The organism is Ktedonobacteraceae bacterium (assembly GCA_035653615.1).
Taxonomy (GTDB): Bacteria; Chloroflexota; Ktedonobacteria; order Ktedonobacterales; family Ktedonobacteraceae; genus DASRBN01.
In genome coordinates, this window is record DASRBN010000007.1 from 46,250 (window position 1) to 70,660 (window position 24,411).

The 24,411-nt window shown below is 51.2% G+C and carries 21 protein-coding genes; 7 read left to right on the forward strand and 14 right to left on the reverse strand.

Translation table 11 applies throughout. The features are described 5' to 3' along the window. Positions 1-353: 353 nt before the first annotated feature. A complete protein-coding gene (locus VFA09_04430) occupies positions 354-980 on the forward strand; it encodes a sigma-70 family RNA polymerase sigma factor (GenBank protein ID HZU66504.1) in 627 nt (208 codons plus the stop codon). Positions 981-1,036: 56 nt separating this feature from the next. On the opposite strand, the gene VFA09_04435 is transcribed toward VFA09_04430, so the two are convergent. Continuing rightward, the gene (locus tag VFA09_04435; GenBank protein HZU66505.1) at positions 1,037-2,812 is read right to left on the reverse strand and encodes a helix-turn-helix transcriptional regulator; all 1,776 of its coding nucleotides are present in this window, start codon (positions 2,810-2,812) and stop codon (positions 1,037-1,039) included. Positions 2,813-3,182: 370 nt separating this feature from the next. Between VFA09_04435 and VFA09_04440 the strand changes: the two genes are divergently transcribed. Next, a complete protein-coding gene (locus VFA09_04440) occupies positions 3,183-3,488 on the forward strand; it encodes a hypothetical protein (GenBank protein ID HZU66506.1) in 306 nt (101 codons plus the stop codon). A gap of 132 nt (positions 3,489-3,620) precedes the next feature. Here VFA09_04440 and VFA09_04445 read toward each other — a convergent pair whose 3' ends face one another. After that, entirely contained in the window at positions 3,621-4,871 is a 1,251-nt protein-coding gene (locus tag VFA09_04445) for a glycosyltransferase family 4 protein (GenBank protein HZU66507.1), read from the reverse strand. 753 nt (positions 4,872-5,624) lie between these two features. Beyond that, entirely contained in the window at positions 5,625-6,143 is a 519-nt protein-coding gene (locus VFA09_04450) for a thioesterase family protein (protein ID HZU66508.1), read from the reverse strand. Positions 6,144-6,358: 215 nt separating this feature from the next. Here VFA09_04450 and VFA09_04455 point away from each other — a divergent pair, with 215 nt between their 5' ends. Beyond that, entirely contained in the window at positions 6,359-6,958 is a 600-nt protein-coding gene (locus tag VFA09_04455) for a sigma-70 family RNA polymerase sigma factor (GenBank protein HZU66509.1), read from the forward strand. A gap of 35 nt (positions 6,959-6,993) precedes the next feature. On the opposite strand, the gene VFA09_04460 is transcribed toward VFA09_04455, so the two are convergent. The 6 genes from VFA09_04460 to VFA09_04485 form a co-directional block, all read right to left on the reverse strand. After that, positions 6,994-8,379, reverse strand: a complete 1,386-nt coding sequence (locus VFA09_04460) for an FHA domain-containing serine/threonine-protein kinase (protein HZU66510.1) — start codon at positions 8,377-8,379, stop codon at positions 6,994-6,996. 31 nt (positions 8,380-8,410) lie between these two features. Next, a complete protein-coding gene (locus tag VFA09_04465) occupies positions 8,411-9,826 on the reverse strand; it encodes an LCP family protein (GenBank protein ID HZU66511.1) in 1,416 nt (471 codons plus the stop codon). 303 nt (positions 9,827-10,129) lie between these two features. Further along, positions 10,130-10,939, reverse strand: coding sequence for an XdhC/CoxI family protein (locus tag VFA09_04470; protein ID HZU66512.1), 810 nt, complete (start codon positions 10,937-10,939; stop codon positions 10,130-10,132). Beyond that, entirely contained in the window at positions 10,911-11,228 is a 318-nt protein-coding gene (locus tag VFA09_04475) for an XdhC family protein (GenBank protein HZU66513.1), read from the reverse strand. Before VFA09_04475 ends, VFA09_04470 begins: the two co-directional genes overlap by 29 nt. Before the next feature lie 48 nt (positions 11,229-11,276). Next, positions 11,277-12,644, reverse strand: a complete 1,368-nt coding sequence (locus tag VFA09_04480; protein ID HZU66514.1) for a VWA domain-containing protein — start codon at positions 12,642-12,644, stop codon at positions 11,277-11,279. Positions 12,645-12,646: 2 nt separating this feature from the next. Next, on the reverse strand, positions 12,647-13,549 hold the full coding sequence (locus tag VFA09_04485) for a MoxR family ATPase (GenBank protein ID HZU66515.1): 903 nt from the start codon (positions 13,547-13,549) through the stop codon (positions 12,647-12,649). 482 nt (positions 13,550-14,031) lie between these two features. Here VFA09_04485 and VFA09_04490 point away from each other — a divergent pair, with 482 nt between their 5' ends. Next, positions 14,032-15,237 (forward strand): cellulase family glycosylhydrolase, encoded by a 1,206-nt coding sequence (locus VFA09_04490; protein ID HZU66516.1) that lies wholly within the window; start codon positions 14,032-14,034, stop codon positions 15,235-15,237. Positions 15,238-15,311: 74 nt separating this feature from the next. On the opposite strand, the gene VFA09_04495 is transcribed toward VFA09_04490, so the two are convergent. Next, positions 15,312-16,415 (reverse strand): aminopeptidase, encoded by a 1,104-nt coding sequence (locus tag VFA09_04495; GenBank protein ID HZU66517.1) that lies wholly within the window; start codon positions 16,413-16,415, stop codon positions 15,312-15,314. Positions 16,416-16,832: 417 nt separating this feature from the next. Between VFA09_04495 and VFA09_04500 the strand changes: the two genes are divergently transcribed. Further along, on the forward strand, positions 16,833-17,378 hold the full coding sequence (locus tag VFA09_04500; protein HZU66518.1) for an HNH endonuclease: 546 nt from the start codon (positions 16,833-16,835) through the stop codon (positions 17,376-17,378). Between the two features lie 39 nt (positions 17,379-17,417). Beyond that, complete coding sequence (locus VFA09_04505) at positions 17,418-17,801, forward strand: hypothetical protein (GenBank protein HZU66519.1); 384 nt, start codon at positions 17,418-17,420, stop codon at positions 17,799-17,801. A gap of 152 nt (positions 17,802-17,953) precedes the next feature. Here VFA09_04505 and VFA09_04510 read toward each other — a convergent pair whose 3' ends face one another. Continuing rightward, on the reverse strand, positions 17,954-18,478 hold the full coding sequence (locus VFA09_04510) for a GNAT family protein (protein ID HZU66520.1): 525 nt from the start codon (positions 18,476-18,478) through the stop codon (positions 17,954-17,956). A gap of 421 nt (positions 18,479-18,899) precedes the next feature. On the opposite strand from VFA09_04510, the gene VFA09_04515 reads away from it, so the two are divergent. Continuing rightward, positions 18,900-20,165 carry a cation:proton antiporter gene (locus tag VFA09_04515; GenBank protein HZU66521.1) on the forward strand — a complete coding sequence of 422 codons (1,266 nt, stop codon included), beginning with the start codon at positions 18,900-18,902 and terminating at the stop codon, positions 20,163-20,165. Between the two features lie 88 nt (positions 20,166-20,253). Here VFA09_04515 and VFA09_04520 read toward each other — a convergent pair whose 3' ends face one another. From VFA09_04520 to VFA09_04530, 3 genes are all read right to left on the reverse strand, one after another. After that, the gene (locus tag VFA09_04520) at positions 20,254-21,123 is read right to left on the reverse strand and encodes a xanthine dehydrogenase family protein subunit M (protein HZU66522.1); all 870 of its coding nucleotides are present in this window, start codon (positions 21,121-21,123) and stop codon (positions 20,254-20,256) included. A 46-nt stretch (positions 21,124-21,169) separates the two neighbouring features. Further along, on the reverse strand, positions 21,170-23,509 hold the full coding sequence (locus tag VFA09_04525) for a molybdopterin cofactor-binding domain-containing protein (protein HZU66523.1): 2,340 nt from the start codon (positions 23,507-23,509) through the stop codon (positions 21,170-21,172). Positions 23,510-23,596: 87 nt separating this feature from the next. Further along, positions 23,597-24,103 (reverse strand): (2Fe-2S)-binding protein, encoded by a 507-nt coding sequence (locus VFA09_04530; protein ID HZU66524.1) that lies wholly within the window; start codon positions 24,101-24,103, stop codon positions 23,597-23,599. Between the last annotated feature and the right edge of the window lie 308 nt (positions 24,104-24,411).

The window sequence follows — 24,411 nt, forward strand, 5'->3', positions numbered from 1 at the left end:
CCTCTGAATATGTACTACGCCAGAAAGCAAGCAAAAGGTTCCATGTCTTCCCATTACTTAAAAATAAATGAGAATCCTGAGAATTTGTAACTCTGGAGTTAAGAGTAGCAACTTTTTCAGAAGAAAATTCGTGCAATATATGTGGGAGAAAACTTCTTTGGAATTCTTGAGTAATTCCACCAAATATGTAGTAAGAAGTATGTATTGCTGTAACTTATAACAGCAACAGTTGAGAGCCAATTTTTCCCCTTGAAAAGGCGGGGTCCTTTTCGATACGTTATTAGACGATTTCAAACACCATTTTCTCTAGGGAAGCAGCAGCCCTTTTTATTCGATAAAGAAAGATGTTTCAGATGCAAATCCAGGAAATCCAGGAACCAAATAGAGCGCCATATGCCGAAATCCCGGATGGTGTGCTGGCTCAACAGGCACTTGCAGGAGATCAATGGGCATTCGAAACGCTCGTACACCGCTACAGCACTCCGCTCTTCAACTTTATTTGTCACTTACTGGGGGATTATGACCTGGCCTGTGATGTGCTACAACAGGTTTTCCTCCAGCTCTTTATTTCCCTCTCCACACTGCACAAGGATAAACCGCTGAAGTCCTGGCTGTTTCAGGTTGCGCGCAATCGCTGCCTGGACGAACTTCGCCGCAAACGCGTCGTTCATTTCTCGGAGCTAGAAATTGGCGGTGATGACGAAGAACCAGCTCTGGCTGCATTGCCCGATAACGGTCCTTTACCGGAAGAGTTGGTAGAACATCGCGACATGCAGCGCCTCTTGCAACGAGCTATCCAGGGATTACCTCCACGTTTCCGCTCGGTCGTTATATTGCGCTATACCGCCCAGCTCAGTTTTTCTGAAATCGGCCAGTCATTAGGAATGCCGGAAGCAACTGCAAAAACATATTTTCAACGTGCCAAGCCATTGCTCCGGGCGGCACTGGCGACACAACTTCAAGCCACTGCATCTTATTGACCGCGCATATTGTAGAGCTAAAAAGGAGTTTGCGAATGGGCAAACTCCTTTCAATGCTAGCTTACTCCTGCATCTCTTGTTACGGGCACAGGCGGAAATTGTAACTGGTAGAGGGCATTTTTGAGCAGAGCCAACAATGTATTGGTCGTCTCCTCATAGAGATCAGGAGCCGTTTCGATACGCTCTTCCAGTAAAGCGACACAGCGCTGGTACATGCGTACCAGGTAACCCGGATCACCCTCTCGCGAAGTTATTACCGCACGAGCCCCATTGAGCGCTGCTTCGTAAAACTGGTTGGCGCGGGCATAACAATCGCTGGCATAATCCTGCTCGCTGGCAGCGCGACCGAGTTCTTCGGCAACCGTTCCGGCAGCGAAGAAGAGTTCGGCCCGACTGATGGGGTTTCGCGAACCTCCGGCAAGGCTACCTGATAAGTCAGGGAAATGCGGCAGATATGCTGAGCGATACGCTATACTTCGCACATCCATCATCAATGCATTGTGCAAATGCGTTCCTGAAGCATCCTCCCATAAAAATGTGCTAAAAGATTCCTGGCAGAGGTAAGATGCTATTGCTCTATTGCGATTGGCCGTATCCTGATATCCATCCAATCGAGCGGCAGCTGCCCGCTCTACGTACACACGTATCATATACGCCAGGGCAACGAAGACACTGGTATCAAGCTCAATAGATGAGGCATCAGCATCCTTTAAATGCTCCTCATAGCGCATAAGTACCTGCCGGCACTGCTCCTCCGCATCTTGTAGCAAGGAGGTGAGCGTGGAAAAAGTGCGCTTGCTATCCTGGTCTTTCTGCGCTTTAGAAAGCCCTCTGCGCCAGGCATAGAAGTCCAGCTGGACCAGCGCTAGAGTCAGCCCAACTTTTGCCTCTTCCTTGTAATCACCGCTTACCTGGTAGACACTCTTACTCTGGATCAGAAAGCTGATAGCGCGCTGGTACTGTCGTTCAATCTCTTCCATAGTGAAACGGGGGTGAGAAGCATCCGCAAGCATTACCTCTTGCTGCAAGAGTTCATAGGTGCAATAGCCTAATCCCCAATAGAGCATGCCGGCGCTATTCATATCATGCAGGGAGTTCAGACACTCACGCGCTCGTTCGTAGCTTTCACACGCTTCGCGATAGGCTCCAAGGGCCCGGTAGGCATTGCCACAATGCAGTTCGATTTTAAAAAGCATTGCAGAAGATGTCCCATTCATCGAGTTTTTTTGCAGGCTATGTAATGCTCGTATGTAGTAATTTAATGCCGTTTGGTAAGCCTCAGCCAGGTAATAGTTGTTACCAAGTTCATCGAGGATTGCTGGATAGTGGCGTGCCGGAGCAAGCATGAGCGCGCGTTCAAAAGCATACAGTGCCGTCGAGAGATTATTATTCTGCTGGGCTATCAGTCCTAACAGAAAATAGTAGCGGGCTTGCCGTGCGGGTGGCAACAATGCAATAGCCTCGGGAGATAGCATTGGTAACTGTTCATAGTGAACCGGGAACGTATTGAACTCGGTATGGTCAAGCATGGTATCGAGCAGGACCAGCTCATCATCCTGAATCATGTGACCGGTAGCGGCTGTCAGACCCAGATCATTCATCGTGGATAATGTTCCCGAAGACTCAGGCTGCACAAAAAGAGTAGTAAAGTAGTCCTCAGACTGCTCCAGTCGCTGCGCAAAAAATTTGAGCGCATCCGGGGAGGGCACTATTTTATTCCGTTCTACAGCACTGACATAGGACTTTGAGAACCGGTCTCCTCCCAGTTCAGTTTGTGTCAGGTTACGCTGCCGGCGTGCCTGTCGAATATACTCCCCAATACCCTCTGTCATCTCTTTAACCTCCCGGGGCCACGAAACGTCCTCATGATGCAAGCATTGGCCCCTCTTTATTTATAAAAATCTGTCTCCCTCAGAAAACATCAGTTGTATTTTACCTTATTTTTTGTAACTGTTCAATAAAAAATAGCCCTTTTTCCTTGGAAGTTCATTAGAATTCTGGAGAAATGTCGAAAATTCCATGAAACGCTTCCTCATCCTTAATCGTATTAACGGTAGTAACCCTACATTCTGGCAGAGAGCACATCATTCCGTTGAAGCAAAGCAGGCATGCTCACCAGTACTCTTATTTACATTACAACTGGCCTTTTTTCCTTTGCCTGTTATGCTTGAAGGGATTCAAGTATAGATAAAGGACACTCTTATGAAACAACCCGAGCAGGCACAAGCTCGCCGCATATATATTCCCGCCGTCGCAATACAGCGGGCTACCTATCGCAAATCCTGGGGCAAAATTCCGGTGGCTACTATGGATGCCCCTGACCAAATTTGCGGCCTGGCACAACGCGTGGGCTATACCGGCAAATCAGACAACGACCTGGCTATTTACCGGCTCAAGGTGAGGATTGGTCAATCCGCTCCCGTCTTCACCATCCCAGGCTTCTTCGTGATTGAGGAGGGCATATTTGAGGACTACGATCTCTGGCTTGCAAATCACGAACTAAAGTAGCATCTCGTTTCCCGCCCGCAGGTAAAGATGAAAAATGGCGAAATAGCTCAATAAGGGCAGAACACCTTATGGCTTCTGTAACTGCCCTTTTGAGAGCCATTCGCCTTTACTTCGCCCTACCTGCTGAACGTCTCAAGGGCCTGGTTCCAGCTTCACCTTTGCCCTGCTAGCCTGAGCCTGACCCCCTAGATAAGGGAGTTGAACAGGCAAGACTGTTTTAATGAAATCTGGAACGGAAGGTGGAGTGAGTACCGGCTTCTTCTGGCGCTTCTCCTCGTACTTACGCACGCCCGCTTCCTTACCCATGGCAATTACCTTCTTATATATCCTGGTATATTTATTAGCCATGGCACGCACCGAAAAATTCTTCTCGATGTATGCACGCGTCTCATCGCGATTAATGTCATCAATACGCGGGATGAACCGTGCCATCTCTTCTACGTCATGCACCAGGAAACCGGTTTTGCGATGCGCCACAATCTCTGGCGCGGCTCCCCGCGGGAACGAAATGACGGGACAGCCCAGCGCCATGGACTCAATCATGACCATCCCAAAGGGTTCGTTCCACTCGATAGGATTGAGAAATCCCCGTGCCTGGCTCAAGAGGCGAATCTTTTGCTCCATATTTACCGGCCCAATATATTTGACCTGTTCGTCATCAATATGGGGCTTGATCAACTCTTCAAAGTAGTTAATCGACTCGGGTAAATGACGATCTACGATACCTGCGAGAGTAAGCGGTACTCCCGCTTTGCGCGCAGCCTCGATTGCCAGGTGCGGACCCTTCTCAGGCATGAAGCGGCCCAACCACACAAAAAAATCGCCTCGCGGTACATCTAACGGGCGAAATGTCTCCATCGGTATGCCATGGTGTACGACTCCCACAAAATTCAGGTTATGGGGCACCTCCTCCATGGCACTTTCACTAATCGCGACCACCGGCACAAATGGAGCCCACTCCATATAATATTTATCCGCTTCACCTGTCCATTCTCGCACACGATCAAACGGGAAACAGCTGTGCAGCGTCGTTACATGAGGTGTCTCTAGATGAGCCGAAAGCGGAAAAATGTACATATCCGAACTTGAGGAAAGATGGGTATGTACAATATCAAAATCGGAATCCTTGACTTGCTCAAAAGACTTGTACAGGTGGTAAAAAGGCTTCAGGTGCGCAGCCCATGGTATTCCCTCATCAATCAATGATTTCGGGAAAAATGACACTTGCTTTGCCGAGGTTCTGGCATCGCCCGGCGCAAATAACGTGACATCATGCCCCTGCGCCACCTGCTCCTCTACCAGATTATAAATCACAATCTCCGTCCCACCATAGTTCTTCGGCGGAATAGCTATCCAGGGGGGAGCTATGTGAGCTATTTTCATTCTGCATCCTTTCATGCTGGTATCTCAGCCCCTGCACACGGTCTACCTCGTTCATAACCTCATACCCGGCAGAAGCCTTGATACCATAACATCACCACTTTCCATCATCCATCTCCCCTTCTCTCTTGTGTCTCACACGGACACGTAGAAGACTCTCTCTATCTTCCCACCGCAATCATAACCCAAATAGTATTGTTTGTCAAGTACTTGACCGAAGAGATTGAATTTTTCATGGATTTTTTATATTCTTAATCTATTTCTAAGCTTAGCACTTTTTCGTCTCTTCTACTGCTCTAGCAAGAGTCAATGGAAGCCTATAGAACACCGGCAGCCTGGTATTTTATAAGGGTCTCCGTTTCCCTCAACCATAACGAGGAACTTCAATCATGTAGCAGTTGAAATACAAAAGGCTCCGATTTTCAGTTTTACCTGTACGGAGCCTTTTGTACGGAATCAGAGAAGGAGAAGGAAAAAGATTTGCTCTAGTTTTAATATTCCTTTCGAAAAGGGATTTTGAGATAAATAAAATAATATCCGCTCCACTTATTGCCTGGCGAGATAATGCCAGTCATACAATGTAGAGCGGCATTGTACGTGACGTTTTTAACGCCATTCCCCCCGTACAATCCAATACAAACAGTAATACGTCAAAGGATTTTTCATGGATTACTTGCACCTTCAGATTGCATTGCTATTAGTTCTTCCAGAAGTGCTTTTCAGCACCCATTGAACCTGGTGAGACCGCCTGGCAAGTTAAGGTGGGGGAAACGCTTTGCCTTCCATCTGCTCAAACGCAAAGCGCAGAGAACGCGGAACAGGATGCGGACGACCGTTGAGATAATTACACCAGACCATGACCGATTTACCTGCCGCAAAGATGCGTTCGTGTTCGGTCATATCGCGTATCTGGTGTTCCATTGTGAAGCTGGTGCGCCCTACCCGCACCACACGGACACCGACTTCGACACGATCAGAACGGATCAAGGGCAGTTCATACGTGCAAGAAATCTCTTTGACCAGCAGACCGTAATGGCTTCCATTGGGCCGCGTTTGAATGCGAGGATTATGCGGTGGATGCGAAACAATGCCTTCGACCTCCTGATGCTCCTCACGGGAGGGCCATTCATTCAGCCAGGTTTCGAGCTGGTTGAAATAATAGCTTCTGGCCTCCTCGAAATAGGTAAAGTAGACGGTATTGTTCACATGCGCCAGGGGATCAAGGTCCCGGAAGCGGATTTGTACTGGATACCAGCACGGAAAGGAATCATCCATAGTTCTTTCTTACCCTTTCATCCTCATTCGTACTTCATATTACCAGAAGCAATGGGCGCAAAACAAGAGACCTTTCACAATAAAAATTGACCCATCCAGGTTTTTATCATTACCCGGCCCATCAATCTGTTACAATAGAAGCAGAGGCCGGTCCCAAAATGATCTAATCGCAGCCTGATCTCGTATTATTAGATAGGGAGTGTAAAAAAACTGCTATGCAGAGTTTTTCGGATGCTGATATCAGAGACGAACCAAGTGATGAAGCGCTGCTTAATGCGATTGCCGGGGGAGCTGCATGGGCCATGGAATTGCTGTACCAGCGCTATAGCCGCATCCTCTACTCGCTTGCCTATCGCATGGTAGCGGATCACCAGGTAGCCGAAGACCTGCTACAAGACGCATTTATAGCCGTGTGGAAACGGGCCACCTCCTTTTCTCCCCAGGCGGGAGGAGCACGCAGCTGGCTGATCTCTATCCTCCATCACCGCACGATTGATTACCTGCGCAAAGTACGCCGCCGCTCAGTCTTACACGAAGCCCCGTTGCAAGAAGTTGAATTCGAAGAAACAGTTGTATTTCCCGATGTCTGGGATGAAGCATGGCGGAACGTCCAGAGTTCGCAGGTACGAGCGGCTCTCATGAAGATTGCCCCCGAACAACGCCTGGTAATCGAACTGGCCTACTTTCAAGGATGGACACATGTTGAAATTGCCGAGGGTACGCAAGTGCCTCTCGGTACGGTCAAGGCCCGCATGCGTCTTGGTCTCCACCACCTCAAGCGCATTCTTAAGAAGGAGGGCATGGATGAGGTCTAAGCATCTTTCTCAAACCAGGTGCAATTTGCACCCATTTATGGCTGGCTCCCCTTATCAGGCCTGTCAACCACCGGTTCGGGCATACCGGGAATCTTAAAAACCAGGCGTACAGAGCCAAATTGCACGACATCGCCATGTTGCAACGGTTCCGGCTTCAGCGGAATTAGAGGTGTTTCACCAAGCCGCGTCTTGTTGCGGCTCTTCAAGTCCTCGATATGAAAGGCTGTCTTCTCGTAACGTATACGCGCGTGCTGCCGCGAGACTGTCATACGAGGATCGACAGGTGTAAGATCGATTTCAGGTTTCAGGCCGCGCTTCGGGTCAACGCGCCCGACGATCACATACTTATCCTTAATGGCGAAGCGCTGTATATCTTTCCCATCTTTCTCCAGGCATAAATATGCATACACTCCCTCTTCCGCTGGCACAAGCTGTACACCATCCACAGCAGTAGGTACATCTGTTACCGTATCATCGATCACCGTATCGCTTAAGGAAATATCCCCTGTATCTCGAACCGTCGTCATTTCACCCGTTATATGGGCACCCCCAGGCTGATCACCTGCAAGCGAGCGTTGTGGAAGAGGCAAGGCCTCTAAAGCCGTAAGCAGTGCGGTGGCATTCGGGAAGCGCTGAGCCGGGTCCTTCGCCATAGCCCGGTCGATCACAGCTTGCAGTGCCGCGGGCGTATTGGGACGGAACTGTTCCAGGCGAGGAACAGGAGCGCTGCTCTGTAACGCGGCCGTCTCAGCAGGTGTATGCCCGACAAAAGGGGCCCGGCCCGTCACCAGTTCAAATAAAATCAACCCGAGTTGATAGACATCCGTCCAGGGGCCAACTGGCCCCTGCTGCAAAGATTCAGGCGCCAGATAGCGAGGGTCTAGATTCCAGAGATCATCCGCCTGCTGGCTATGAATATAGCCGAGTTGCGTCATTAATAAACGCAGCCCGACATCGTCTAATTGTACGCGATCCGCGCCATCTACAGTGTCTACCGTTACCAGCTGCGGGCGCAGGTCTGTATCTATTATTCCTTCTGCCTGTAAAGCAAATAGTCCCTGCGCCATCTGCTGCGCGATATCCACCGCGCGCCGCAAATTTAATGCTTCGTCCTCGAGTATGCTGCGCAGCGTCACTCCGCGCGGTGGATCGGTCGCGATGAATGCGCGGGAGCCATCTATCCCCCAATCGTAGACATGGATCACATGCGGGGACTCTACCTGGCGCCTTCGTTCCAGCGGTTGGAGCAGCTGTTGCGCAACCTCCGCTCCTATAGTTGGTGGCACTTCCAGCACCAGCAACCCCACCACATCACTCGTATTGCGATTATAGGCGCTATACATCGAAAGAATAGAGCCGCTCGCGAGAACCTGTCCTACCCGATAGATACCTCCGATCAAACGGGAATCGCGCTGCGCCATACCTGCCTCCTTGTGGGAAGAAGTACAACTTTCAATTGTACAAATTTTTCTTCACATAATCCTTAATAGCCTGCCAGTTGCCATTCACAGGTAATAAAATGTATTGCCCATTGTTGGATGTGGCATCCATCAACACATTTTGATTGCTTAAGCTCACACGGTGCGCACTATCTAGATTCATCTTCTGGGCAAACAGTCCCAGATCGGCCAGCGACAGATTTGTGTAGATGGCTTTTGACAGCACGTTCAATGCATTATACAGGCTAGGCCAGGTAGAAACCGACTTCACCTTTGATAGCGCGGCCTTGATGATGATCTGCTGCCGTGCCGAACGGGCAAAATCGGTCAACTCGGCCTGATTCTCAGACGTGCCCTTGCCACATACTTCCAGTGGCTCACGCGCGCGCGCATATTCAATCGCTCGGGCACCATCCATATGCTGCCAACCCTTGTTGAATTGAACCTTAATCCAGCCCGGGTCTATGCTTGCATCATCATTCCTTGGATAGCAGGCATTGAAGGAATCGGGCACATAGACATCGATTCCACCAATGGCGTCAATGAAATCCTTAAATCCTGTGAAATTGATGGTCAACCAGTATTTCACATCCAGGCCGGTAATAAGCGATATCTTTTGCGCTGCCGCATTGCCGCCCGCAACCGGATTCGCATTGTTATTGGATGCATACTCGTAGACAGAATTGATTTTACCATAATTTCCAGAGCCTTCTGGAATCTGCACCCAGAGGTCTCGCGGCACCGATACCAGCGTAGTATGACCATTATTCGGTAGCAGGCTCATCACTACCAGAGAATCTGTCAGGTATGCTCCATCATGACCGCTTCCACCATAACCCATCACCAGCAGGTTTACGCGATCACTGCCCCCCATGTAGCCTGTCTGCGTGCTGAGTGGAGATTGGGTAGAAATCGCCGAACCGAATGCCAGCACCTTTTGCAGGGTTACTGCCGCAAAGCCTATAACTATCACTAGCAGCAGTACGACAGACAGGCATCCGATCAGGCAACCTTTGCGCCTGCGCGGACGCCGGTTTGAAGCCGGACGCGCAACCGGACGTCCTGAGCTATAACTTCCAGGGCTTCTTCCCGGTGTCGCATCAGGCCTGGCCGGGGGCGAGGGAGCAGACGATTGGACAGGAGGCCACGCTTGATCCTGAACCTGTTGCTGGGGCGCTCTTAGTATGAATGGTTCTGGCTTCTGCATATTTGCACCAGGCTCAGGAGAGAGAGGCGTAAATTGATAAGGGCGACGCGAAGACCCTCTTCTACTGCTGGATGGGCCTGTACCGATCGTTTCGTCCGCGTTATTTCTATTCACAGCAGGATACCCGTTGGCTCCCTGACCCTTACCCTGAACACGCCCACATACACCACAAAACCTGGCACCCGCGGGTAACTCGGAACCACAATATTCACACTGGCTCATAAAAACTCCTTACCATGGGAGATAAAAAAGCAAGTAAACAGTAATAAAAATCCTTGAAGTATCAGATTATAGAGATCAATGTTCTATTTTAGAATGCATAAGCGACTGATCACTAAGTATATGAACGAATCAATTACCAGGAAGTCTCATTTCCCAGCAATGAGCAAAGAGCAGAATCCAGGATGACCGCAAGGCCGATGACCGGTTTTGGTTGTCAATCGGCGATGGGCGCAGTAAACCGGCCTCTACGGTAGAGGCCGGTTTACTGCGCCCATCGCCGATTCATTCAAATGAATGGAGAACCTATTTTTTTGACCAATCATTTATGGCTTTAGCATCCTTGCCATGACGAGTAGCCACGATTTCGGCCATAATTGCCAGGGCCATCTCTTCAGGCGAGGTTGCACCTATATTCAATCCGATCGGGCCATGAATGCGGCGCAACTGTTCATCTGTCAGTCCCTTCTGCCTCAGTCGCTCATCACGCTCCTCTTTCGTCTTGCGGCTGCCAATCGCACCGATATAGCCGACATTGCGTGATAACACAACCTGCAATGTCGGCTCGTCGAACTTGGGATCATGTGTCAAAACGGCAACCGAGGTCGAAGGATTGAGATCCATCTCCTGCAAGACCTCATCGGGCCAGGCCACAATCAGCTCATCGGCATGCGGGAAGCGTTCGCGGGTAGCGAATGCCGCGCGCGCATCGATCACTACGACGCGATAATGCAGGGTTTTGGCAAAAGTAGTCAAAGGGATAGCAATGTGCCCCGCGCCTACAATTAAAAGCGTTGGCGGCGGCGGAAAGCCCTCGATGAAGACATCAAAAGCTAAAGCACCGGTTTCGCTTTCCACGCTGTAGGTTTGCGTTCCTGCATCCCCATTCCAGATGGCCCGCTCGGCATCCTCAACAACCAGGGTATCAAGCGCGGCATTTCCAAGCGTGCCGCGCGTTTTTTTGCCCGGATACACCAGCATCTTCGCGCCTAGATACTCCTCCTCGCCCTGCACGATGGTGGCCAATGCGACACCTTTTTCCTGCTTCAGCAAATCCCTCAATTCGTCGTAAAGTTCGCCCATGACCTTACCAATCCAATCGCTCGACGAAGACACGAATCGTTCCGCCGCAGGCCAGCCCTATCTTCTCGAAGTTTTCCTCTTCTGAAATGCCAAATTCGAGCATCTGCGGCTTGCCCGTCTTAATCACTTCCATGGCCGAATGCACGACAGCAGGCTCAACACATCCCCCGCTGACCGAACCGGACAACTCGCCTTTCTCGCTCACTGCCAGTTTTGCTCCTGGCCTGCGGGGAGCCGATCCGGCCATCGATACGACAGTAGCCACCGCCACACGCTCGCCGTTTTCGCGCCACTTCTCGACATCAGGCAGAATATCACGCATAACAGACCTCCTTTTCGTTGGTACACGCCATTCTATATGGATTACCGCTCACCACACCCGTGGCTTACTCCATTCAGCAGCAGCTTTACGGCGGGCCGCCGCGCTGCGTACCGGCCTGCTATCGTCGATAGCCGCCAGTAGATTGCCCAGGCTGATCAAGCTATCCAGGTTATGAGCAGGCAAAAAATTATCGATATACGGCAGTGCTGTCTTCATACCAATCGTCAGCGGTCGGTAATCAGGAGAACCCAGCAACGGATTCAGCCAGATCAACCGGTGACAGTTGTGCTGCAAGCGATCCATCTCCACTTCAAGCATACCCGCGTCGCCACGATCCCAGCCATCGCTGATAATCAGCACTACGGCCCCATGCCCCAGTACACGCCTGGCCCATTTACGATTGAAGTAGTGCAGCGCGTCCCCAATACGTGTTCCGCCCGACCAATCCTGCACTAATTTTGACACATCGCGCACGGCATCGTCGACATCACGTTTCTTTAACTGGCGCGTAATACGTGTAAGCCGCGTACCGAAAACAAACGCCTCTACATTCATCAAGCCATTAGAAATGGTATGAATGAAATGCAAGAGCAGCCGTGAATACAGGCTCATCGAACCACTGATATCACAGATGATGACCAGCGGGCGCGGCTTATAGCGAATCTCGCGCCACGTCAGTTCCAGAAACTCCGCTCCATACTTGAGATTACGGCGCACGATACGCCGCATATCAGGATAGGAGCCATGGCGAGCAGGCGACTTGCGATGTGTAGGCCGCATACCCAGGTGCCAGCGCATCTCGGCCATCAACCGCTTGGCCTCCTGCACCTCATCCCAGGTAAAAGACTCAAAGTCTTTCTTCCTCAGCATCTCGATGGCACTGTACGCTGTTCCCTGTGGATTGGCGGCATCGTCGTCATCCTCCTGCTCGATGCGCTCATCCTTGCGACGGCGGCGTTCGCTTTCGCGCATCTCCGGGCGCAGGTCTTTACGCTGTTCCGACTGCGAATTGAGGTGTTCCGCCAGGCGTTTCCGTTCCGAAGGGGGCAGGCGCATCTGACGCTCATCCCGTTTTGCTGCCCCGGATGCATTGTTCGCCTTCTTATCCTGCCGATCTCGCATATACCAATAATACAGGAACAGCTGATTGAACACCGGCTCCTGCTCATGTTTGGCAAGCAGGCTGCACTTGAGCGTATTATAGAAATCCTCTTTGTTGGTGATATCGATATAATCCAGCGTCTCGGCAAGGTCGAGCATCTTGCGAGGCCCTACATCAATACCAGACTCCCAGAGAATACGCCCAAATTCGGTAAGCCGGAAAAGCAGGCGCGCGCCGCGCTCAAGTTCAACCGGACGCAGTGGCTCGGCAGCAAAGTAATCACCATTTTGTTGCGGTTGCCCCTGTATGCCCATACTCAGGCTACTCCCTGCGCCTTGCGGATCATCTTGTAGAGCTCGCTGCCGCCGGCCTTCAGTACATCATCCTGGTACTTGAGCAGCGCGCCCAATGTATCGCGTACCGGTCCCTCGACCAACTCTATCTGATTGAGCGCCAGTAGTGAGCTGATCCAGTCGAGCGTCTCGGCGATGCCGGGGGCCTTGAACAGATCGATACTGCGCAATTCGCGCACAAACGCGCATACCTGCTTGGCAAGCCGCTCCGGTACGCCGGGCATGCGTGCCAGCACAATAGAATATTCTTTCTCTAATGTAGGATAATCAATCCAATAATACAGGCAGCGCCTCCGCAGCGCATCATGAATCTCGCGCGTGCGGTTAGAGGTAATAATTACGACCGGCGTCTCTTTCGCACGAATGGTGCCGATTTCAGGAATTGTAATCTGGAAATCTGACAGCAGTTCGAGCAGATACGCCTCAAACTCCTCGTCACTGCGATCCAATTCATCGATGAGCAAAACAGGAGCTTTGGCATTCGACGGATCAATAGCCTGCAATAGCGGGCGGGTTATCAGAAAATCGGGACCAAAAATTTCCTTGAGTTCTTCAGAGCGGTTGAGTCGCTGTGCCTCCATCAGGCGAATATGCAGCATCTGGCGCGTATAATTCCACTCGTAGACGGCAGTGTTCACATCGATCCCCTCGTAACACTGCAAACGAATCAGGTTCGTATCGAGGACGGCAGCCAAAACTTTGGCTACCTCGGTCTTGCCAACTCCTGGCTCGCCTTCAAGCAAGAGCGGCTTGCGTCGTTTCAGCGCCAGGAACACGGCCGTTGCCAGGCTGCGATCGGCGATATAACGCTCGTCAAACATTGCCCGTTGTACATCTTCGATAGTCTTCAATTGTTCCTGGTCCAAAAAAAGCCTCCCAGAAAAACTAGTGCTATCCAGCACAAGAAAACGTTATGATACTACTCCTATTCTATGACTTTAAAAAGGGAAGCGTCAATGATACCACATCAGAAAAACCCCATTCCCTCTCCAGAATTTTATAAACCTACCGATTATAGAACCTGACCAATCGACATGCTTCAATATATTTCTTTATGTATTGGAGTATGTCAATACGTTGATGGAAAAAGTGCCAGATTGCATGGATGTAATTCATCGCTCACGATGACGCACATTGGCAACGAGATGAGAATTGTGGAAAGCGAGAGATAACCATGCAGGTCATAGCGCAGGCGGTAGGAAATAAGTTCTTGTATATTGCAAACCCGGCACATATTTGTTACCCTCTATATAGAAAAAAGCAGGGTGACACATCTATGAAGAACTTGATACGCCTTTCACGCGGTTTGAGGCCAAAATCTTCGTTCGTTCGAAGATTGGGCTGTATTGTGTTACTCTTACTGGTCATCATCGGTCCGCTGACCATTTACCTGGCAAGCAATCAGGGTGGCTTGAACCAATTAGTAAACAATGGTATCAAGCTATTTCCTCATAATGCGCCAGGGCAATCACTTACACTTCCACCGCAAAACTCACAGGGCGGCGGCAGCCATGGCACGCAAGGCCCACAGAAGGTACCAAATACTGCCAACGGCTGCGGCGTCACACAAAATCCCGACGGCTCCTATACTTTTTCATGGCTGCATGTAGCAAACGGTAAAATTGTCGATGCAAACAATTGCGTTGTTCACCTGGTAGGACTGAATATGGGAGGCTTGTTCCTGGCTTCAGCCGGGCATGCCCCTCCCTCCGCCATTAGCTGGTTCAAACAGCATATTGCCATGAATGTCGTGCGGGAAGCCTACAACGCCTACTGGTGGAACACCGATGTCTACGTGCCGGATGTAAGAATGCACTTCCGTCAATGGTTAGAGACGGTCGTAAAGTGGCAGGAGCAGCAAGGCAACTACGTGATCCTGGATAACGCCACCCAGTTTCACAATCCTCCTTGTGGCGATGATGGTATGGGCTATCATGTTAGCCTGTGCCCATCACAAAACCAGGCACAAAAGAACAATCCTCCCAATCCACAGGAGAAATCTTCTTACCAGCCGACTGCGCTTGCTGCCCTTGCCAGCCTGGCACAGTTGTATGCCAACGACCCCGCCATCATCTTCGATGTCTGGAATGAACCGGGCAACGCGGACTTACAGGGCATCTCGGAGCAAACCTACTTCCAGGATATGAACGCCCGCATCAACACGGTGCGGCAATATGCGCCTCGCTCACTTATCATGGTCTACAATCACGACCAGCCGGATATTGAATCCGGTCGCTTCCCCAACTTTTCACAGCCGAACATCATCTGGGATACCCACATCTATGATCCCAACTGGAATCCTTCGCAGGGTGCTTCTAAGAACGTCTCATTCGCACAGGCACATAACCAGGGGTTCATTATAGGAGAATGGGGCGGGCAATACGGCCAGCCGTCACCCAACACCATTATTCCTTTTATCCAGGCCAATGCGCTTGGTTCCACCTACTTCGATGCCGATATGCTGACTAATGGTGGATGGAAACATCCGACCAGTTTTAATAGCCTTGGCCAACAGGTGGCTGCAGCATATGCCACAATCTTTGTATCGCAATAAATTACTGTAGTTGTGTGCAAAATAATCCGGCGTTCCGCGGAATGCCGGATTATTTTGCACACGACCGTAGCAGCCTAGACTAATATCTTCCCATCCTTCAAAAACAGTGTATCATCAACCCGGACCTCGCCCGATTTGCGTAGATCACAGACCATATCCCAATGCAGGGCCGACTGATTTTCCCCTCCTGTTTCAGGATAGCTAGCGCCCAATGCAAAATGTACCGTCCCGCCCATTTTTTCGTCAAACAGTGTGTTCTTAGTACTGCGGTCCACTCGTGGGTTGTTGCCAAAAGCAAATTCGCCCAGGTAACGAGATCCGGCGTCCAGATCTAACATTTGCTCCAGGAAGTCCTGGCCCTGCCTCGCGCTCGCCTCCACCACCCTTCCCTCGCGGAATACTAACCGTATACCCTCGATAGTGCGGCCTTCATAGTTAGAGGGTATATCAAACTGGACGACCCCATTGGCGCTGTTCTCGACCGGACCGGTAAAAAACTCGCCGCTAGGAAAGTTCCGTTTCCCATCACTATTGATGAACACCCGGTCTTGAATGGAGAGCGTCAAATCTGTTCCCTCGCCCTGAATACGCACCTGCTTATGACCAGCAAGCCAGTCTACCAGTCGTTGCTGCTTTGCCGCCAGTTCCTTCCAGCGCGCTATCGGATCGGCATCATTGAGGAAGCACACATCGAACACAAACTCCTCAAATTCGCGCAGTGACATACCGGCATCCTGGGCATAGGCCATTGTGGGATAGAGGGTTGATGACCAGCGGAATGTCTTCTCCTGGGCGCGTTTGCGCAATACGTGGGTGACACTTTGATTGGCCTGCCGCCGTTTCGCCACGCGTGCCGGCACAATCCCGCTCCAGGCACGTGTATTGCCTTCCGACTCGATAGTAAGCCGGGCATCGACCTTTTCTGCCAGCGCATTCATCACAGGCGATGGCCTCAGCAGTTGCTCATTGCTTCCTTCCTGCAAAAGAATCTCATCGAGGCTTTCCAGGTCAATTAAAGGCACAGGGAAAGCCCCGACATGTAACAGTTCGCTATAAACGGCCTCCACCAGCGGCGCAGCCAATGGGGTAGCGCGAATTAAGACCGTTTCTCCTGCTTTCACATACAGGCAATAACGGACGAGCGTGTGCGCCCATCGCTCAATACGGATATCATGCATACTCGTTGTTTCTAGAAAGGGCATTTTCACCAGTCAGGCATGCCCTTTTTACCTCCTTATAATAATGCTAATGTTAGATACAACGATTATGGGCAAGGGTGGGGTTCAAAATACTGAGGGCTTTCTGGCAATCGCCTGGATGGGAAAACGATATGACCGTCTTTTCCGTCTATAGTAATGGGCCAGGAGACCTTGCGCTGCAACATACCTGGGACGAATACAAGGCGCATCCCAAGACTGTAAAAGATATATAACCGGCAAGAGAACATTGGGATCAGGAAGCTGCCGATTGTCAATCTCCTGATCTCCAACTCTTTTGCATAGCGGATGCCCTCACAGGCGTGATAAGATGGGTGATGGCGCTCTTGCCTGAGGTAATATCTTAGATCAATTTATCTTATATGAAAGGGAAGCCGCATGAAGCACGTTCTTTCTGCCCTGGCAATAATCGCCGTTTTGTCGTTACTCTTATGCGGATGTGATGTAACCATAACGTCGAGTGGTTCAGCGACTGCTACTCCCTCGTCCGGCGCCACTCACTTTGGGGTACAGACAAAAACATCAGGTTGTCAAGCGCATGGAGGGCTTCCCGATTCGGCCTGTACCCCTGGCGCGATCTTCCCAAATGCGACAGCGCAGGAAATTTGCAAGTCTGGATACGCAAGCTCAGTACGCAACGTACCAACAAGTGAAAAAGATCAGGCCTATGCTGAGTATGGAATTACACATCACTCTTCAGGCCAATACGAAGTCGATCACCTCGTCTCCTTAGAGTTAGGTGGCTCCAATGACATCGCAAATCTCTGGCCTGAAGCGGCATCGCCAACTCCGGGGTTCCACCAGAAAGACCAGGTTGAAAACTACTTGCACAATCAGGTATGTTCAGGAGCTATTTCCTTGAAAGAGGCACAGATTGAAATCGCGACCAATTGGCTTGCCGTATATCAACGCATGCCCCATTAACAGGCATGAAGAGCATCATGAGATGGAGGATTCTTAAATATGACACAACAAAGTGACCGGGCTACCATGTTCCTGCTGGCAGGTGAAGGGGTGAAGATTTCTTACTACGTCAACGAGGATAATTCGTCCGAGCTTGACTATGAAGATGCTAATGGAACCCTCACCTTTCAGAGTGATCACCTGAACATCCAGAATTCCTCGCTGGGAACGCTCATCACCGCTACTCTCAAGTCGGCTGCTGATTCCGGTGCAAGGATGTTTACCCTGGTGCTACCACAAGTCAAGCTCGGCGGACAGACAGAGCAGCCCTTAGAAACATTAGGAATTATTACGCAGGACAATAGCACAAAATCAAAAGCAGGCGCGCAGCTCACCTATCAAGTGATACCTCTAAAAGGTACCGGGCAATATACAGATTATTAAGCCTGTGCCCATTTTGTATACAGCGACTCACTCATGAAGCATATTGAACAGAACTGGCAGGCGGAATACGAATGGGTTTGCGGCATTCGGAGCAGGAACTGGCAAAGATGGAAACATTGCAGCCTGGCAACAACCAGCAGTGAGAACAACTGCTACTCCCCGCGCAGTTTGCTATACACGACAATATCATGCCAATCGCCAGTTCGCCATTGAGCTTTGCGCATTACGCCATCACGTTGAAAGCCTGCTTTTTCCAGCGCCTTTTGTTCTGGGATATTTTCTATATCGGTTGAAGCCTCGACGCGCATGATCGGATATATTGCGAAGAGATAGGCGGCCAGGAGTTTTTGGGCCTCGCTGCCATAGCCCTTGCCGCGATATTCCGGCGAGAGGCTAATACCAATGTTATACGCAATGCTGCCCTCATTCGGCCCATAGCGCTCCTGGTGATAGCTCACCGATCCCACAACCTCGTCATCATAGTTGACCACCAGTAGCTCACCCTGGCGCGATCCGATCAGCCCATCCTCGGCAAAGCGCTTTTGTAAAGGGCCTGATGGATGAAAGCCGAAGTCATTGAACTCACCGTCATGCTTCGGATCAACATTCCAGGACTCGAGTAATGCCAGGTCAGCCTGTCTAACTGGCCGCAGATAAACCTTTTCACCTCGTATCATACTTTATCAATCCTTCTCATTAAAAATGCTTCCTGGTAACAAAAGTATAACATATAGCTATTCTTTTCTCCTTGCGCCGCTATGACAAACATCTACACGCGCATATCCAGAAATCCTCACCTATGCTCCAGCAGAAAATGCTTCATGAAGCGAACACGAAACGGGATATCCCTTATACTGAAAGTATGAGATAATGCAACAGCTAAAGGGAGGAGGTTCCTTTTCTGAATATATGAGATTATTCACAGTACTATTGTGCTGCAATTTCTACACATGAAAAAAATGCTATGCTACAACGTCTATTGTGAAGTATAGATTTCGACTCATTACAGAGCACTTGCACTGACGTGGGAAGAAACGAACGGCAGCATCCAGTTGTCTGTGAAAGCAGGCCTTATCGATAGAGCAAAGGAGACCGCTTATGATGCTCACCAGTGTCATCCTTCTACAGCTGATCGTCATCTTGCTTGTTGTGCAATGCTTCGGTTATCTCGCTCGCCTTATTGGGCAGCAATGGGTAATCGGAGAAATCCTTGCCGGTCTTGCCCTGGGTCCTTCACTGCTGGGTCACTTCTTCCCCAGTGTCGAGGCGGCCGTCTTCCCGGCAAGCGCGCTACCAACACTGCAAACGCTAGGTGATATTGGGCTGATCCTGTACATGTTTACATTAGGCACCCATATCGACATTCCTATGATGTTACGCCAGAGCCGCAAAGCTGGAGTAATCTCCGTGGCGAGCATAGCCCTTCCCCTGATCATGGGTGCAATTCTGGCCTATTTCCTGTTTCCTGGCCTGGCCGGTCCAAAGGCAACCTTGCTTACTTTCATGTTCCTGGTGGGAACAGCCATATCTCTGACCGCCTTTCCCGTATTGGCACGTCTTTTGACCGAAAGAAATATGTTGAGCACCAGAATTGGAACACTGGCATTGACGAGCGCGGCCGCAAATGACGTTATCGCCTGGTTCTTATTAGCGCTCATCATCGCTCTTGTTAATGCCAGGGGTGCGACCGCGGCACTGATCACAATAGGAGAAACGCTTCTCTTTATAGCGATTATGATTGGCATAATCCGCCCGTTGTTACTCTTAGCTGATAAGCGCATACCATCGAAGCCCCTGGTGCTTGCCATCACCATCATCCTGCTCCTGCTGTCCGCCTATACAACAAACACTATTGGCATTCACCCGGTGTTTGGTGCATTTATCATGGGCATCATCGTGCCTCGCAACGTCCTGTTTGTTGATCTGGTGCGCAGCGTAGATAAGACGAACGGCCTCTTGTTCCTGCCTCTCTACTTTGTCGCCACCGGCCTGCGAACCCAAATCGGATTGATAGGTAGTCCTGTTCTATGGCTCATCTGCTTGCTGGTGCTTGCTGTGGCCTGTTCTGGCAAAATCTTTGGAGCCACATTCTCCGCCCGCATGTTCGGAGATTCCTGGCGCGAATCGCTTAGCCTTGGCGTACTGATGAATACGCGAGGGTTGGTTGAACTCATCGTCCTCAATATTGGCCTGGACCTGGGTGTTCTTTCCCCAACCCTTTTCGCCATACTGGTAATCATGGCCGTCGTTACAACCATGATGGCTTCGCCGATCTTACCTTTACTTGGATACAAACGCATGAATCAGAAGGTAACCAGGGTACTCGAAGAGTATGTAGAAGGAAACGTCGTGTCAACAAAATGACTTTCGAATCAAAATGACATACGAACAAAGAAAGGATGGCTATTTGAGGCCATCCTTTCTTTTCATACTTTGAAAGAGACAGGTTGTTCTACTGAGCCCTCTCCGCCGCCTTTTGAATCGCCCGTCGCATCATCACCTTCGTCATATCACCACGATACGCCTGAGAGCCATGAATATCGCTCACCAGCTCCAGGTCATCGGCAGCATGACTGGCAGCTTCCGCGACGGTCGCGTCATCCAGTTGCTTGCCCACAAGGGCCGACTCCGTCGCGCTCGCGCGTGTGGGTTTCACCGAGGCACCGGTTATTGCCAGGCTTGCGGCGGAGCACGTGCCATCCTGACCCAGCGTGATAACTGCCGCGCAGCCGACAACAGCGTAATGTGAAGCCTTATTTTCCAGCTTCATATACGCGCTTCCGGTATGGGCCGGCGGAATGGCAAAACGCAGCTCTGTAACAATCTCACCCTGCTCAAGAGCGGTTGTGAAGACATCCACGAAGAAATCGTCGGCCTTGATGGTACGCTCACCGTTGGGTCCTTTGACTACGATATCGGCCTTAAGCGCCATCACGATAGCCGTCATATCAGCCGCGGGATCGGCATGTGAAACAGCCCCGCCAATCGTACCGCGATTGCGCACCTGCGGGTCGCCGATTACCGAGGCGGCGTCCGAGAGCGACGCAAAATGCTGGCGTATTACATCGGAACGTGCCAGCGTTGCATAGGTCGTCAGCGCGCCGACGGCAACTACTCCATTGTCTTCACGGATATAGGAAAGGCCTTGAATCCTGCCGATATCGATCAACACGCCGGGTTGAGCCAGGCGCAGCTTCATCATTGGCAGCAGGCTATGCCCGCCCGCCAGCAACTTGGCATCTTCCCCATGTTGCTGTAAGAGCGAGATAGCCTCATCCACCGACGTAGCGGGATAGTAATCAAATGCTGCTGGTACAGACATACTCTTTTCTCCTTTTTCATCTATTGAAGGCGAGGAATTTTCAACCTTACGCCTGGTGGATGACTTTCCACAGATTCTCCGGCTTGAACGGCATATCGACATGCGCTACACTGAGCGCGTCCGCAATCGCGTTAGCAACTGCCGGTGTCGAACCGATTGTGCCGGCCTCACCGACGCCCTTCACACCCAGAGGATTGACCGGCGTCAATGTGACCGTATGATCCAGTTCGAAGCTCGGTAATTCTGAAGCAATTGGCATCGCGTAGTCCATCAAGGTTCCCGTCAGCAACTGGCCGTCCTCGCCATAGACGACGCCCTCCCACATTGCCTGCCCAACGCCCTGGGCAATGCCGCCGTGAACCTGACCCTGCACAAGCATCGGATTGAGCTGCCGCCCGCAGTCATCAACCGCGATATAACGCGTGATTTCAGCCTCTCCGGTATCCTTATCAACCTCGACCACGCAAACATGCGTGCCGAATGGGAAGACGCAGGCTTCAGGCTCCCAGAAAACCGTTGTCTCTAATCCAGGCTCGATACCAGGGGGTAGCGTATTCGAGAGGTTAGCGGTCAAGGCCACTTCCGCGAAGGTGACGGCCTTCTGTGGCGAACCGGTCACAAAGAATTTGCCGTCCTCCAGCGTCACATCTGAGGCGCTAGCCTCCAGCATGTGTGCCGCGATCTGCTTCATCTTTTCTTTCAATCGCTGGGCCGCCTCATAGACTGCCGAGCCACCGACTGCCGTCGTGCGGCTGCCATACGTGCCACGACCCTCAGGAGTCGAATCGGTATCGCCATGGATGATCATTACATTCTCAACCGGAATACCGTACTCCTCGGCGACGATCTGAGCGAACGTCGTCTCTTCACCCTGGCCATGGGGGGAAGAACCTGTATAGACCATGACTGTACCGCTCTGCTCGACACGCATACGGGCGCTCTCATAGAGACCGACCGGCGCCGTACCTTTTGGACCAAAGCCGCAGATCTCGATGTAGGAAGAAAGACCAATGCCCATCAGCTTGCCGTTGCCGTCAGCACGCCTGCGAGCTTGCTCCGCGCGCAGGTTTTGATAGTCCGCTATCGCCAGCGCCTTGTCCAGCGCTCCTTCGTAGTCGCCGGTATCATAGACAGCTCCGGCCGCCGACTTGTAGGGAAACTGGTCTGGTTTGACGAAGTTGAGTCTGCGCACCTCGGCAGGGTCTTTACCCAGCTCGCGCGCCACCAGGTCGATGGCTCGCTCAATAATATACGTCGCTTCTGGACGGCCAGCGCCCCGATACGCATCGGTGGGAACTTTGTTCGTGAAGACGATGTCACCACTGAGGTAAATATTCGGAATATCATAAGCACCGCAGGACACCGGGAATCCAAAGGCAATCATGATCACATCGGTGAACAGCTGCGAATACGCACCCAGATCGGAGATGCCGTGAATCTTCAGAGCGGTGATCTTGCCTTCTTTCGTAGCCGCAACCTCGACATAGTCAACCTGGTCGCGTCCGTGGATGGTCGCCGCCAGGTTCTCGCTGCGATCCTCAATCCATTTGACCGGGTGCCCCGTCTTCATCGCAGCAAATGCCGCGCAGATTTCTTCGGGGTAAACATTCAGCTTGCAACCAAAGCCACCACCAACTTCAGGGACAATTACGCGCACCTGGTGCTGTGGCAGGCCAACGGTAGCCGCGAGAATGTTGCGTAGCAGATGCGGTATCTGCGACGAGCTCCAGACATTTAGCGTTTTGAGCGCCTTATGATACTCTGCCACGACACCTCTCGTCTCCATAGGTACAGGAGCGAGTCGCTGGTTCACCATGCGTGTTTTGACAACGACACCGCCATCAGCCTTTGTCTGATCAAAGACCTTGTCAATTTCTTCAGATGAGGGATGCATGCTGAAAGCGACGTTCGTGCCAAATTCTTCGTAGAGTAGTGGCGCATCCGGCTGCATGGCTTTCTCAACATCGATAGCGGCGGGTAGTGGCTCATAATCGACCTCGATCAGGTCGCGCGCGTCGCGAGCCGTATAGCGGTCTTCCGCGATCACAACGGCCACGGGGTCGCCGTAGAAACGCACTTTGCCCTCGGCCAGTGGCTTACGAATGCCCATACCCTCGGTCATCTTCCCAAGAGGTACTGCCACGGCGATATCGCCAACTGCGCCTTTGAGATCTTCTGCGGTGTAGACGGCCACAACGCCAGGCTGATTACGGGCCGCCTCCGTATTGATGCCCTTAATGCGGGCGTGCCCATAAGGGCTACGCAATACGGCCATATGAAGCATACCGGGGAGTTTGATATCATCGACATAAGTCGCCTGTCCGGTAATCAGGCGCGGATCTTCTCGCCTCTTAATTGGCGAGCCAAGCATAGCTGCAATACCCATACGTATGCCTATCCTTTCTCATCGCGAACAAGGCAAGAGCATCTTTGACTCGTGCATGTGTATCTTCGCGATAGCTACTCGCCGGTACTAGTCACCAGTTCCAACAGGCTCGGCAGCGCCGGTACGCATCTGCTCGGCAGCGTACTGGACTGCGCGCACAATGTTTTGATAGCCGGTGCAGCGGCAGATATTGCCCTCAAGCCCCTTGCGGATCTCTTCTTCTGTCGGATTGGGGTTATCCTTGAGCAATTGATACGAGGCCATAATCATGCCGGGCGTGCAAAAGCCACACTGCAGACCGTGCTTCTCCCAGAAACCTTCCTGGATGGGGTGCAGACTTCCCTCAGGTGCCAGTCCCTCGATGGTTGTCACTTCGCCACCATCGGCCTGTACTGCCAGCACCGTACAGGATTTGACGGTTTCGCCATTGAGTAGTACAGTGCAGGCTCCACATTGCGAGGTATCACAGCCAATGTGCGTTCCTGTAAGGTCCAGCACGTCTCGTAGATAATGAACGAGCAACAAACGGGGTTCAACCGATGAATGGTATTGCTTGCCATTCACCGTGACGGTGATTTCGCGCTTCATCGTCATCGATGTTTCTCCTTGCAATACAAATAGAGGGTACAACAAACAAGGATGAATCTCGATACCTACCTCGGGTTATGCCCGATAAACGATACTCCTCCTACTAGTGAATACGCCTATCAGTTGCGAATGGTTAATATTATTCGCGCTAGTGCCTGGCGACACCCTGTCCTTCTTTTCTGGTAGGTAACACTATAGAGCGTATCATACAGGAGGTAACATGTCAATGTTGCTGGTATATGCGAAGCCGCTCTACACAGTACCTCATCAAATTCAAGCTGCTTGATTGCCATATCTCAAATTGTGCCCCAGGA